The following is a 12,490-nucleotide window of genomic DNA, read 5'->3' as shown; positions in this document are numbered from 1 at the left end:
CCCCGTCTCGGGGACCATGCCATGAATGTAGTGCCTCGCGATCTCATGACTGAAATCCCCGTCTCGTCCGCCGATTTCCGCGGCGCCATGCGCCATCTCACCGGCGGCGTCAGCGTCATCACGGCCGGGCGGGGCAAGGACATCACCGGCATGACGGTGACCTCGGTGACCTCGCTGTCGGTCGAGCCGCCGACGCTGCTGGTCAGCATCAATCGCGACGCCTCGTCCTTCCCCTTGATCCGGCGCCACGGCGCTTTCGGCGTGAACATCCTCAACGCCGACCAGCTCGACGTCGCCGAACGCTTTGCCGGCAAGGACGGGCTGAAGGGCGCTGACCGTTTCACGGGCGCCAAATGGGTGACGGCGGTCTCGGGCGTTCCGCTGCTCGTCGGCGCGCTGTCGGCCTTCGATTGCGAGGTCGAGGAGATCGTGGAGCGACATTCGCACGGCATCGTCATCGGCCGTGTCAGGAACGTCAGGAATTCCACCCGCAACGCGGCGCTGGCCTATTGGCATGGCCAGTACGTGGCGGTCGACCAGGACGAGGACGCCGCGAGGCTTGCGGACGTGAGCGTTCCCGCGCGCGGCCGGCGCGGCCTTTGATCGCGCGGGTGGCCGGCGCGGAAGGCTGGCCTTTTCCCCGTCATCGCTCTAGAAGCGCCTGAGCCTCCCGCCGGGACGGCAATGGAGCGGATCGATGAAGCGCGTCGCGACCTGGGCGTTCTATGCCATCGGCGCGCTGGCGATCGCCTATCTTGCGCTCTACGCCTACGCGATGTTCTCGGGCCAGCCCGTGATCATCCCCGGCGATCCCATCCACATCTTCCGCAAGCCGGACGCGCCGAGTTATTCGTAGACACTCGGGAGGTTTCGTAGGGTGGGCAAAGGCGCACTTGCGCCGTGCCCACCATCTCGTTCCAATTGCCGTCAAATCGTGGGCACGCTTCGCTTTGCCCACCCTACGGCACCTGCATTCATCCCCGCAAAATCGCCAGCGCCAGCGCTTGCGCGCGCGGCACGATGCTGTCGATATCGAGATACTCCTCCGGCGTGTGCGCGAGGCCGCCGACCGGCCCGAGGCCGCAGATGGTCGGCGTGCCCACGGCGGCGGTGAAGCCGGAATCGGCGCAGCCGCCGGAGAACTCGCCCTGGAGCGTGGTGAGGCCGGCCTCTCTTGCAGCCGCCTGGTAGTTCTCGAACAGCGCCTTCGAATCCGCGCTCTGCACCACGGGCACGAACTCGCCCTTGATGGTCAGCGTCGCACGCGTGCCCGGCACGAAAGATTTCGCGACGATGGTCTCGATCGCGTCCATCACCCGCGCACGATCCGCCGGATCGACATAGCGCAGGTCGATCTGGCCCTCGGCGTAAGGCGCCGTGGTGTTGACGGACTGTCCGCCCGAGACCAGGCCGACATTGAGCGTGATGCCCTTGTCGAGATCGGTCAGCGCGTGGATCTGCACGATCTTGTGCGCGAGCTCGCCGATCGCGCTGACACCCGCGGCGAAATTGGCGCCGGAATGCGCGGCTTTGCCGGTGATGCCGAGATGCATGAAGATGCCGCCCTTGCGGCCCGTCACGACGTTGCCGGTGGGGCGGCCCGGCTCGGAATTGAACACGGCGCGGGCGGAGCGGCCTTCACGCTCGATCACGGGCCGCGAGGACGGCGAGCCGATCTCCTCGTCCGAGGTGATCAGCAGCTTGATCGGATGCGGGTTGCCGCCGAATTTGTGGAAGGCGGTCGCGACGAAGATGTTCATGACGACGCCGGACTTCATGTCGGCGACGCCAGGCCCATAGGCGCGGCCGTCCCTGATCGTGAACGGGCGCCGCTCCGCTTCACCCTTGCCGAACACGGTGTCGCGGTGTCCCATCAACAGCACCGGCTTCTCGTTGCTGCCGGGCTTGGCCACCTCGGCATGGATCGCGTCGCCGAAGGCGTCGTGGCTCTCGCGCCGGAACGGAATGCCATGCTCGGCAAAATGCCGCTCGAACCGCGCACCGACCGCATCGACGCCCTCCTTGTCGTAGGAGCCGGAATCGATGTTCACGACATCGCGAAGCAGATCGATCATCGCCTGCCGCTGCGATGCCAGCCAGTCCGTGATTTGAGATTGAGACATGTTTACCCTCGTGGTTCTCACGCGGGGTTATAGGGCTTCGCATGCGTGCGACCTAGTCGGAGAACGCGGTGCGGCCATGTCCATCGCTGTCGTCCCCGCGAACGCGGGGATCCATACGGCGGAATCTATCGACTGAAGGCGACAGAGGTACCGAACGACGAATCTTCGCCAAACTCCCCCCTGGCGTAATGGGTCCTGGCTTTCGCCAGGACGACGGCGGAGGGTGGGGCGGCGGTGCGAGCCCCGCTCGCAAAGAAGAACGCCCGGGACCCGCCCCGGGCATTCTAACGCTTCGGTTCCGCCATTGCCTCCACACCGCGAAGCTGCGTCGCGACGACCAGCGCGCCGATCTTCCGACCCATGTCCTTGCCGACTTCGGTCGAGAACCGGTAGTGGAAGCCGGCCCAGATGCGCGCATTGGAGACTTCGTCGCTATAGTCCTGGAGCCGCGACCATTTGCGCGTGACCCCTGGCGCCGTCGGGCTGGTCAGTGAGAACTCGCCAAAATCTCCAACGACGGTCTGGAGCACGGTCGAAATTGCGGCCGAGATGATGCAGTGAGCGCAGGGATATTCAGGATGCATCGGCGTGTCCCCAAGCGGCAGCCAGGAGGGATCGCGAGGCGTTGCGGCATTCGAGGTCAGATCGGCATTGCGTATGGCCGTGATCGGGCGCCAGAAATTGTAATGGTACTTGGCGTCGAACACGGCAACGATGGCATCGTTCCCGGCAATCGACGTCAGGGCGAACAGGCGGGCGCAGTCGACGAGATCCACTCCCTTGGCCAAGGCGGCCTGCCTCACGATGGGATTGTAGGTGCGGGCGCCGACAGAGAACCAGAAGCGGCCGATCGTCGTCTGCTCGGGTGTCCGGGTCGGGCTGCCTCTGCCGCCGACCTCGCGGATTTCGTTGACGTCCCTGGTCCAAACCTCTGAATCGAGTGCCGGCGGTGGTCCGGGGCGAAACTGCGATCCGGACGCCATGACCCACGGCGTTGTCGCACCGGTGGTCGAGAAGAGCGGGACGACGGTTGGAATATAGGCGCCCGGTGTGGTCGGGGGCCGGTACGTTTCCACGGCGGCGCTGCCATCGTTCGCGCGAAGCTGGATGATCTGCGCCGCAGCTTCTTTCCCGAGCGCGATGCCGGCGCTCTTGGACTCGCCCTCGGCAATCGGCGTCAGCGCGTTCGTCAGTGTCGCATCCAGGTCCGGCTTGAGGTCCGGATAGATCGACAGCAGCACGTCGTGAGCCGCAACTGCCCCCGCGGCTTCCCGCGAGGTCGAACGCTCCGCGGACAGCGTGACCTTGTAAGGCGCGTAGCGGCGGTCGATCGCATTGACGGCCTCGAACATTGCAACGTGCATCATGGACAAGGCGCGGCTGTGCGGCGCCGGAAGAATCTGTTTCTCGGCGGCGATCGCATCGGCTTTGGCGTTCCAGTCCATGATTACGTCCGCGCGCGCAAGCGGCGCGGTGGCCGAGATCAGCGCTGCAATCAGCGAAAAGCGGGAGATCGTCCACGAAGCGTATTTCATGGCGTGCCCTTTCGGTTGAGGAGGTTCGCGAAACGCGGATGCGGCACCTCGCCGGCATCCTGCCAAGCGGCATCGGGACTCTAACGATGTTGCGGCGTGTCCTTTGTGAACTGCTTCACGCACCGTTCCTCCCGGCGCTGTCCCGGCCCCACGCGCAATTGCGCAGCAGGCGGGGACGACACCAGCATAGCACTACCCCGCAAAGAAAAATGCCCGGGACTGGCCCGGGCATTCGCATCTCAATTTTGTCAGAAGCCCTTACGCTCCCATCATCGGCATGCGCGGATACTCGCCCGGCGTTCCCGCGGGCGTGATCGGGATGCCGCCGTCGGAATATTCGTTGAGCTTGTTGCGCAGCGTGCGGATCGAGATGCCCAGGATGTTGGCGGCATGGGTCCGGTTGCCGAGGCAGTGCTTCAGTGTCTCCAGGATCAGGTCGCGCTCGACATCGGCGACGGTGCGCCCCACCAGCGCGCGCGTCACCTGCTCGGCGGCCATCGTGGCATGCGCCACGGCCGGCACGGTTTTCGCGAGGTCGAGGCGGTCGCCGTCCGGGGTGAGGATCGCGTCGGCTCCGATCTCGTCGCCCTGCGCCATCAGCACGGAGCGGTGCATGGTGTTTTCGAGCTCGCGGACGTTGCCCTGCCAGCGGTTGGCCGAGAGCACGCGGCGCGCTTCCGCCGAGATCGGGCGCACCGGCACTCCGTTGGCTTCGGCGTACTTCTTCACGAAGTGCTGGGCGAGCTCGAGGATGTCGAGGGGACGCTCACGCAGCGGCGGGATCTTCAGGTTGACGACGTTGAGGCGGAACAGCAGGTCCTCGCGGAACGTGCCTTCGCGCACGGCCTCGGCCAGATTACGGTTCGAGGTCGCGATGATGCGGATGTCGACCGGCACCGGCTTGGTGCCGCCGACGCGGTCGATCACGCGCTCCTGGATGGCGCGCAGCAGTTTCGATTGCAGGCGGACGTCCATCTCGGAGATTTCGTCCAGCAGCAGCGTGCCGCCGGTCGCCTCCTCGAACTTGCCGATGCGGCGCGCGATCGCGCCGGTGAAGGCGCCCTTCTCGTGGCCGAACAGCTCGGATTCCAGGAGATGCTCGGGAATAGCGGCGCAGTTGATGGAGATGAAGGGGCGCTTGGCGCGCGCCGAGCGGGTGTGGACGTAGCGGGCCAGCACTTCCTTACCCGTTCCGGACTCACCGGTGACCATTACCGAGGCGTCGGATCCTGCGATCTGCTGCGCCAGCTTGATCACCTTCGCCATCGCCTCGTCGCGATAGACCAGCTCGCGGGAATCGTTGGCGACTGCGGCCAGCACCGCGGCGATCAGCTCCGGGTCCGGCGGCAGCGGGATGTATTCCTTGGCGCCGGCGTGGATCGCGGCGACCGCGGCGCGGGCGTCGTTGGTGATGCCGCAGGCTACGATCGGGGCATGAATGTGCTCGGCCTCGAGCCGCATCACGAGGTCGCGGATGTCGAGGGCGACGTCGACCAGCAGGAGGTCGGCGCCCTTGCCGCCGCGCAGCACGCGCATGGCCTGGTCGTGATCCTCGGCATGGGTCACGGTGGCGCCGTTGTCCATCGCGATCTTGGTGGCGGTGGTGAGCTGGCCCTTCAATGTGCCAACGATGAGAAGCCGCATGTCAGTCTCCTGTCCGTCTGGTCGCGCGCGCTATCAGCTGCGTTCGGTCTTGATGATTTCGGTCATAGTCACGCCGAGCTTGTCCTCGACCAGGACGACTTCACCGCGGGCGACCAGCTTGTTGTTGACGTAGATGTCGATGGCCTCGCCGACGCGCCGGTCGAGCTCGAGCACGGTACCGGGTCCGAGCTTCAGGAGCTCACTGACGTCCATCTTCGAGCGGCCGAGCACGGCCGAGACCTGCACGGGAACGTCGAACACCGCCTCGAGATCGGCGGCGGCACGCGCCGCATATTCGTCCTCGTTGTAGCCGACATCCGTGCCGGTGGGCGGCATCGGGCCGTTGAGATCGGGCAGCGGGACCTGTCCGTCGGTATCGCTCATGGCTTAGCTCCCCCTGCGGGACGCGACATAGCGTCCAACCATTTCGTCGATCTTGGCCGCGATGGCGCCGCGCTCCAGCACGACGCCGCCATCGGCCCATTCGATCCGGCAGTCGCCGGTCGCAATCTCCGGCTCGGCCAGGATTACCAGCCGTCCTTCGAAGCCGCTCTGCTTGGCGAGCCGCTCGATCTTCTCGCGGGCGCTGTCGTAGAGCGCGTCGTTGATGCGGACTACCAGATGCGGTGTCGCGACCAGATGCGAGAAGCAGTCCTTGACCAGTGCGACGATCTCGCCGAGCGGCTCGGCGGCGACCAGGTCTGCGCACAGCTTGCGCGCAACCGCCACCGCGACGTCGACCGCCTCGGTTTCCATCTTGGATTCGATGTTGCCGATGCCGGATGCGATGCCGCGGATGCCGATATTGATCTCTTCCATGGCAAGCGCGACGCGGCGGTCGCTCTCGGCCTTGGCCTCCTGCTGGCCGGCGGCAAAGCCGTCCTGATAGGCGCGCGCCTCGGCTTCCGCGACCTTCTGGGCGATCTCCGCAGCGGTCGCGGCCTTCTCGCGTGTCGTCCGCTCGGGCGCCGCGAAGTCGGTATCGAACAGGAATTTTGCCGGAGCGGCCATCAATACACCAGTTCGTCGTCGGCGCGGTTCTTGGTCAGCATGATCTCGCCCTTGGCGGCGAGATCCTTGGCGAGGTTGACCAGCAGCGCCTGGGCCTCGTCGACGTCGCGCAGCCGCACCGGGCCCATCGCCGCCATGTCGTCCTGGAGCATCTTGGCAGCGCGCGAGGACATGTTGCCGAAGAAGAAGTTGCGGACGTCCTCGTTGGCGCTCTTGAGCGCGACGCCGAGCTTGTCCTTGTCGACGTTGCGCATCAACGTCTGGGCCGAGCCGGAATCCAGCTTCACGAGGTCGTCGAAGGTGAACATCAGCGCCTTGATGCGCTCGGCCGATTCGCGGTTGTCCTCTTCCAGCGAGGTGATGAAACGGGTCTCGGTCTGGCGGTCGAAATTGTTGAAGATCTCCGCCATCACCTCGTGGGCGTCGCGGCGGCGGGTCTGCGACAGGTTGGACATGAATTCGGTGCGCAGGGTCTTCTCCACGCTCTCGATCACCTCCTTCTGCACCGCCTCCATCTTCAGCATGCGATTGACGACGTCGAGCGCAAGCTCCTCGGGGAAGATGCCGAGAACGCGCGCGGCGTGTTCCGGTTTCAGCTTCGAGAGCACCACCGCGATGGTCTGCGGATATTCGTTCTTGAGATAGTTGGCGAGCACCTCTTCCTGCACGTTGGAGAGCTTCTCCCACATGTTGCGTCCCGCGGGGCCGCGGATCTCGTCCATGATGCCGTTGACGCGCTCGGGCGCCAGATATTGCTGCAGCAGCCGCTCGGTGGCGTCGAAATTGCCCATCAGCGCGCCCGATGCCGACATGCGCGAGACGAATTCGAGCAGCATGTCCTCGACGGTGTCGACCTCGACGGTGCCGAGCGTCGACATCTCCAGCGAGAGCTGGCGCACCTCGTCGTCGTCGAGCAGTCCCCAGATCTTGCCGCCATATTGCTCGCCGAGCGCCAGCATCAGGATCGCCGCGCGCTTCGGCCCAGACACCGCTTCGACCGCGTTGCCCGCGCGGCTGCCGGCACGCTGGCCGAGCGTGGAAATGACGCTGGTGATGTCGTTCGAGTTGGCGTTTTGCAGACTGGCGGCCATGTCAGATCACTTCTTGATTCACTTGGCGAGGGATCACTTGGTGCGGATTACTTGGCAGGTTCGGTCAGCCACTGGCGGATGATGGCGACGGTTTCGTTGGGGTTACGCTCGGCGAGTTCGCCGACGCGATGAACGGACTGGGCGTGGACCTGGCCCTGGATGGTGGCAACGTCGATCGCGCTGGCGGCGCCGCTCGGCAGCAGCGCCTGGCCGGCCGGCGCGGTCTCTTCCGAGGCCGCCGGGCCGGCGAGAACGCCGGAGATGGCGGCGGCGACTTCGTCGGAGGCCAGGATGCGCTTGACCAGCGGGCGGATCACCAGGAACAGCACGATCAGGCCGAGCAGCATCATCACGCCGAGCTCGACGAAGTACATGACGTCGTCCTTGGTGAACTGGAGCATGCCGAGGAAGCCGCCGGGCTCGCCGATCGGGGCAGTGGAGGGCGCATCCGCAAAGCGCAGATTGACGACCTCCACCTGGTCGCCGCGCTTCTGGTCGAAGCCGATCGCCGAGCGCACCAGCGTGGCGATGCGGTCGAGCTGCTCCTTGGTGCGGTCCTGATAGGCCAGCTCGCCCTTGTCGTTCTTGGAGTAGATGCCGTCGACCAGCACCGCGACCGAGATGCGGTTGACCCGGCCGGCTTCGGTCACTTCGGTCTTGGTGGTGCGGGAGATCTCGTAATTGTTGGTCTCTTCGGACTTCTTGCTCTGGTCCTTGGCCGCGACGCCGTTGTTCTGCTGGTTGCCGGGCAGCTCGTTGTTGACGGTGACCTGGCCGTTGTTGTCGGCGGTCATGCTCTGCTCTTCGCGGGTCTGGCTCGAGCGCAGCACGCGGCCCTCGGGGTCGAACTTGTCCGAGGTCTGGGTGATCTTGTTGAAGTCGAAATCGGCGGAGAGCTGGACGCGGGCGCGGCCCGAGCCGACCACGGAGGAGACGATGTCCTCGACCTGCTTGCGCATCCGCTTCTCGAAGGAGATGCGGCGCTCGTCGCCGACCGCCTGCTCCGGATCGGTGGCGGCGCCGTCGGCGAGCAGCTGGCCGGCCTCGTCGACGATCGAGACCCGCTGCGGCTTCAATCCGTTGACGGCGGAGGCGACGAGGTGGCGGATGGCGCGGATCTGCTGGGCCTCCAGCGAGCCGCGGACGCGGACCACGATCGAGGCCGACGGCTCCGGCGCCTCGCGCGCAAACAGCGGGCGCTCGGGCAGCACCAGATGGACGCGGGCGGCCTGGATGCGGTCGATGGCACGGATGGTGCGGGCGAGCTCACCTTCCAGCGCGCGGAGGTGATTGATGTTCTGGACGAAGGAGGTGGTGCCGAGCGCGTCCGACTTGTCGAACACCTCGTAGCCGACGCCGCCCCCCTTGGGCAGGCCGCCCTCGGCGAGCTTCATCCGCAGGCGCGTGACCTTGTCCTTGGGCACCATGATGATGCTGCCCTCGTTGCGGATCTCGAACTGGATGCCCTGGCGTTCCAGGTCCTTGATAATGCCGGAGGAATCCTCGACGCTGAGGTCGGTGAACAGCGTCGTCATCTGCGGCGTGGTGACGCGCATGATGACGAACGCGAAAAAGCCGATGAGCGCGGCGGTGACCGCGATCATCGCCCCGAACCGGGCGGCGCCGATACTCTTCAAAAAGTCCGCAAGACCTTGCAAGCAACCGCCCCAACAGATTCGGCCGCTTTCACAGGAAAGGCCGACTGGGCAATTATTGCCTAGGTGATGGTTTCGATATGGTTAACGAAGGTTAAGAGGTCGGACAAAAGTCGCGCAAAGGACCGATATGAAAAAATCGGCCTCGCAGGGCGAGGCCGATTTTCGTCAAAAGCCGCAGATTTCCGGATCGCCTACTGGCGATATTGCTGGATGCGGGTGGTGCGAAGACCCGCCAGACCATGCTGGTCGATGGAAAACTGCCAGGAGAGGAATTCGTCGACCGTCAGGGTATAACGGCTACAGGCCTCCTCCAGCGAGAGAAGTCCACCACGGACGGCGGCGACGACTTCGGCCTTGCGGCGGATGACCCAGCGTTTGGTGCCGGGTGCAGGCAGATCCGCGATCGTCAACGGACTGCCGTCCGGCCCGATGACGTATTTTACCCTCGGGCGATGGGGTTCTGTCATGGCGTACTCACAAACTCTCAACCACTGAACTCACGCCCGTAACCCTACGCCCGGCGGCTTAAAAATCCGCTAAGCCTAAGGCTTCAATACAATTCTCGTTGAAAATGGCTGGAACGGCGCCGTGTCGGCCGGCGAAACGGTGGAATCCGGGCCGGTCGAGGGGGACTTCGTAAATACTTTACTAACGAATGGAGCCGGAGCGCGGTGTCGCGGAGGCCCTCAATGTCGTCCCTGCGAAAGCAGGGACCCATACCGCGTGATCTATCGATGAGACGCGGGCAGCAGTACCAAGAATGACGTCCTAACCCCTGGTCTTCGCCAAACTTCTCCCTGGGGCTATGGATCCCCGCCTTCGCGGGGATGACAGCGAGTATATAGCAGCGGCGCGCACCTTTAATTGCTGCTGGTGGCGATGATGCTCTTCACCTGGCTCAGTGTGTAGCTTGCGCCGTCGATGGTGAGCAGGGGCGGCGATTGGGTCAGGTCGACCGACGACACGACGCCCTGCACCTGGGCGGCGATGCCGACATTGTTGTTCGCCACGTCCTTGCCCGTTGCCGTGATCGTATACTTGCCGTCGGGCCATTGCGTGCCGTCATTGCCCATGCCGTTCCAGGTGAAGGGAATGTCGGTGCCGGCGGCGGCGGTGTATTTGCCGGTGAACACGGTCTGGCCGCTGGCATTGGCGACGGTGATGTCGACGGTGGAGTCGGTCGGCACGTTGAGATGCCAGGTGGCTGATGACTTGGTCATGGTCGCGGTCGAGCCGTCGACCAGGGCGGTCTTGCCGACGAAGCCCAGCGCCTGGGTCGCCTGCGTGGTCTGCTGCAGGGTGACGAGCTGCGACAGCGCATCGTTGGTCTTGAGCTGCTGCTCGACGCCGGCGAACTGCACCAGCTGCTGCGTAAACTGGTTGGTGTCGAGCGGATCGAGCGGGTTCTGGTTCTGCAGCTGCGTGGTCAGCAGCGTCAGGAAGGTCTGGAAGTTGCCGGCGAGCGTCGATCCCGTGGTCGAGCTCAGCGAGTTCGACGAGGAGGATTTCGGGAGGTCGGTCGTGCCGGAGACGACAGCAGGAGCGGTAGCGCCAGTCGTGGTGGTCATGTCGGATACTCCTTACACTCTGATGTCGACGCCGCCGCTCGGCCCGTACATGCGGCCATAGCCGCGCCCGACGGGTGCGGCAGCAGCGGTGTCGTCCTCGCTGATGATCAGCCGGCGGGCATTGCCGCCATTGTCGTTGTTCTGGCCGGAGTTCTGGCCCGACGAATTCTGGTCGCGCAGGCTGAAGGACAGCCCGTTGCTGCCGGACTTGAGGCCGGCATCATCGAGCGCGCGCTGCAATTGCGGCGCGTCCTGGCGCAGCATCTGCAGCGTCTCCGGCTTCTCCACCGTGAGATGCGAGGTGACGTTGCCGTTGCGGTCGACATTGATGCGGACGTCGATGCGGCCGAGCTCGGCCGGGTCGAGGCTGATGTCGAAGCGGGACTTGCCGGAGCGGATGGCGGCCGCGATCTCCACCGGCACGCCGTTGATCGGCACCGCCGTCGCACTGGCCGCGGTCGCGGTCAGCGTCGCGGTCGAAGCGGACGCGGTCGAGGTCGTGTTGGTCAGCGGCGCCTGCATCGCGGAGGCGGCCTGCGCGCTGGTGTCGGCGGTGTTGAAAGCGGCCTGCGCATTGGCATGGGCGTGGGCGGCCGGTGCGGCCGGGATCGCGTCGGGCGTACGGTCCGCTGCGCCGGGCTTCGCCTCGGTCGCTGCGCCATCTGCCTGCGGCTTGGCGCTTTGCGGATGCGCTGCGGCGTCGGCGGTCGCGGCGCCCGGCGCTTGTGTCGGGGCGGCGTTCGCCTTGCCGGCGTCCTGGCCGATATTGGAGACGTCCGACTGTCCTTGTGCGGTGGCGACGGCGGCCTGGAACGAGGTCTTCGGCGTGCCCTGGTTGACGGGGATCAACCCGCCGCTCGCCTTGGCGTCGGTCGCGGCCGCGTCGGTTGCCCCGGTCGCGGCATCGGCCAGCGTCGCGGTGGTGTCGGCGTCGACCTTGGCGCCGGCGGTCTTGGCGCTCTTGTCGGCGGGCGTGGCGGTGTCGGTCTTGGTGCCCGCGATCTGCGCCGCGGTCGAAGCGCTGGCGGCGATGCCGGCGGCGGCGATCGTCAGCGGCGAGGCGGTGGCGGCCTGGTTTGCAGCCGCGTTGGGATCGGCCGGGACGACCGGCGCGGCAACCACGATCGCGTTCGGATCGGGCACGGCCTGCGCCGCGTCGGCCGGCGCGGTTGCTGCGGCATCGACCGCGGCGGTGAGCGTGTCGGTGCCCTCGGTCTGGTCGTCCTTGGTTTTCTCGGATGTGTCAGCCGATTTGGCGTCCGACGCCTCGGACTTGTCCTTGACCTTGTCCTTCGCCGTGCCGGCGTCCTTGGCCGCATCCGTGGTCGTGTCGTTCGACTTGTCGTTCGCCTTGTCGTTCCTGGCGGGCGCGGAGGTGTCGGTGTCGTCGCTCGCCCTGCTCTGCGAGGATTCATCCGTGGACGAGGTGTCGCGCGGCCCCTTGTCCGCGGAGGACGAATCGCTCCGCCGCGGCGCGCTATCCTGGGCCTGCGAGGCCGCATTGGTGTTGATCGCCTGGGTGTTGCTGTCGACCAGCGACCCGAAGGAGTCGTTCGCGGACGGCTCCCTGGCGCTCTGCGACCGCGCAGGCTTTTGCTGCGCGCTCGAAACTTGCACGCTGGCCACGACATCTGACGTACGACTGACCACAGGCGACCCCTTGGAAACATCTTCGGCATCAGGGGAGCAAGGAGCGGGCCAGTGCCCTTTCAGGTATATTTATGTAGCAAAATCAATCGTTTATGGATTTTATCCCGTCGCCGCAGGGCCCGCTGCGACCCCGCCATTTCTGCCTCCCCGGCAAGAATTGCCCTAAGCTGGCCGCCCCCGTGATTGCTTCACCGGAATGCCGCCTATATT

12 protein-coding genes are annotated in these 12,490 nt (G+C 65.6%); 2 read left to right on the top strand and 10 right to left on the bottom strand.

Annotated features, from left to right (window positions below):
* Positions 1–21 precede the first annotated feature (21 nt).
* A complete protein-coding gene (locus XI03_RS12125; protein WP_028140214.1) occupies positions 22–603 on the top strand; it encodes a flavin reductase family protein in 582 nt (193 codons plus the stop codon).
* A gap of 94 nt (positions 604–697) precedes the next feature.
* Positions 698–856 (top strand): hypothetical protein, encoded by a 159-nt coding sequence (locus XI03_RS12120; protein WP_018318398.1) that lies wholly within the window; start codon positions 698–700, stop codon positions 854–856.
* A 118-nt stretch (positions 857–974) separates the two neighbouring features.
* Here the strand turns inward: XI03_RS12120 and XI03_RS12115 are convergent, their stop codons facing one another.
* From XI03_RS12115 to XI03_RS12070, 10 genes are all read right to left on the bottom strand, one after another.
* On the bottom strand, positions 975–2,123 hold the full coding sequence (locus XI03_RS12115; protein ID WP_271592268.1) for a M20 family metallopeptidase: 1,149 nt from the start codon (positions 2,121–2,123) through the stop codon (positions 975–977).
* A gap of 284 nt (positions 2,124–2,407) precedes the next feature.
* Positions 2,408–3,658: a vanadium-dependent haloperoxidase gene (locus tag XI03_RS12110; RefSeq protein WP_038948487.1), complete on the bottom strand. Its 1,251-nt coding sequence runs from the start codon at positions 3,656–3,658 to the stop codon at positions 2,408–2,410.
* A gap of 258 nt (positions 3,659–3,916) precedes the next feature.
* On the bottom strand, positions 3,917–5,302 hold the full coding sequence (gene flbD / locus XI03_RS12105) for a sigma-54-dependent transcriptional regulator FlbD (protein WP_028140211.1): 1,386 nt from the start codon (positions 5,300–5,302) through the stop codon (positions 3,917–3,919).
* A gap of 33 nt (positions 5,303–5,335) precedes the next feature.
* Positions 5,336–5,686 carry a flagellar motor switch protein FliN gene (fliN, locus tag XI03_RS12100; RefSeq protein ID WP_018318401.1) on the bottom strand — a complete coding sequence of 117 codons (351 nt, stop codon included), beginning with the start codon at positions 5,684–5,686 and terminating at the stop codon, positions 5,336–5,338.
* Between the two features lie 3 nt (positions 5,687–5,689).
* On the bottom strand, positions 5,690–6,313 hold the full coding sequence (locus XI03_RS12095) for a FliH/SctL family protein (protein ID WP_018318402.1): 624 nt from the start codon (positions 6,311–6,313) through the stop codon (positions 5,690–5,692).
* Positions 6,313–7,404 (bottom strand): flagellar motor switch protein FliG, encoded by a 1,092-nt coding sequence (gene fliG, locus XI03_RS12090; RefSeq protein ID WP_028140210.1) that lies wholly within the window; start codon positions 7,402–7,404, stop codon positions 6,313–6,315. Before fliG ends, XI03_RS12095 begins: the two co-directional genes overlap by 1 nt.
* A 47-nt stretch (positions 7,405–7,451) precedes the next feature.
* Positions 7,452–9,062 (bottom strand): flagellar basal-body MS-ring/collar protein FliF, encoded by a 1,611-nt coding sequence (fliF, locus tag XI03_RS12085; RefSeq protein WP_028140209.1) that lies wholly within the window; start codon positions 9,060–9,062, stop codon positions 7,452–7,454.
* Between the two features lie 191 nt (positions 9,063–9,253).
* Positions 9,254–9,529: a CtrA inhibitor SciP gene (sciP, locus tag XI03_RS12080; protein WP_002714638.1), complete on the bottom strand. Its 276-nt coding sequence runs from the start codon at positions 9,527–9,529 to the stop codon at positions 9,254–9,256.
* 393 nt (positions 9,530–9,922) lie between these two features.
* Positions 9,923–10,630 (bottom strand): flagellar hook assembly protein FlgD, encoded by a 708-nt coding sequence (locus tag XI03_RS12075; protein ID WP_028140208.1) that lies wholly within the window; start codon positions 10,628–10,630, stop codon positions 9,923–9,925.
* Positions 10,631–10,642: 12 nt separating this feature from the next.
* Entirely contained in the window at positions 10,643–12,280 is a 1,638-nt protein-coding gene (locus tag XI03_RS12070) for a flagellar hook-length control protein FliK (RefSeq protein ID WP_152102423.1), read from the bottom strand.
* Positions 12,281–12,490 lie beyond the last annotated feature (210 nt).

The sequence above is a fragment of the Bradyrhizobium sp. CCBAU 65884 genome, assembly GCF_028128835.1.
Taxonomy (GTDB): Bacteria; Pseudomonadota; Alphaproteobacteria; order Rhizobiales; family Xanthobacteraceae; genus Bradyrhizobium; species Bradyrhizobium ottawaense.
Note: the sequence above shows the minus strand (reverse complement) of the source record. Positions and strands in the feature narration are given on the sequence as shown.

Bases quoted from the DNA above. Each gene is read 5' to 3' on its own strand.
- XI03_RS12110 (WP_038948487.1), bottom strand. From the start codon at position 3,658: ATGAAATACGCTTCGTGGACGATCTCCCGCTTTTCGCTGATTGCAGCG.
- XI03_RS12075 (WP_028140208.1), bottom strand. From the start codon at position 10,630: ATGACCACCACGACTGGCGCTACCGCTCCTGCTGTCGTCTCCGGCACG.
- sciP (WP_002714638.1), bottom strand. From the start codon at position 9,529: ATGACAGAACCCCATCGCCCGAGGGTAAAATACGTCATCGGGCCGGAC.
- XI03_RS12115 (WP_271592268.1), bottom strand. From the start codon at position 2,123: ATGTCTCAATCTCAAATCACGGACTGGCTGGCATCGCAGCGGCAGGCG.
- fliN (WP_018318401.1), bottom strand. From the start codon at position 5,686: ATGAGCGATACCGACGGACAGGTCCCGCTGCCCGATCTCAACGGCCCG.
- XI03_RS12125 (WP_028140214.1), top strand. From the start codon at position 22: ATGAATGTAGTGCCTCGCGATCTCATGACTGAAATCCCCGTCTCGTCC.
- XI03_RS12120 (WP_018318398.1), top strand. From the start codon at position 698: ATGAAGCGCGTCGCGACCTGGGCGTTCTATGCCATCGGCGCGCTGGCG.
- fliG (WP_028140210.1), bottom strand. From the start codon at position 7,404: ATGGCCGCCAGTCTGCAAAACGCCAACTCGAACGACATCACCAGCGTC.
- flbD (WP_028140211.1), bottom strand. From the start codon at position 5,302: ATGCGGCTTCTCATCGTTGGCACATTGAAGGGCCAGCTCACCACCGCC.
- XI03_RS12095 (WP_018318402.1), bottom strand. From the start codon at position 6,313: ATGGCCGCTCCGGCAAAATTCCTGTTCGATACCGACTTCGCGGCGCCC.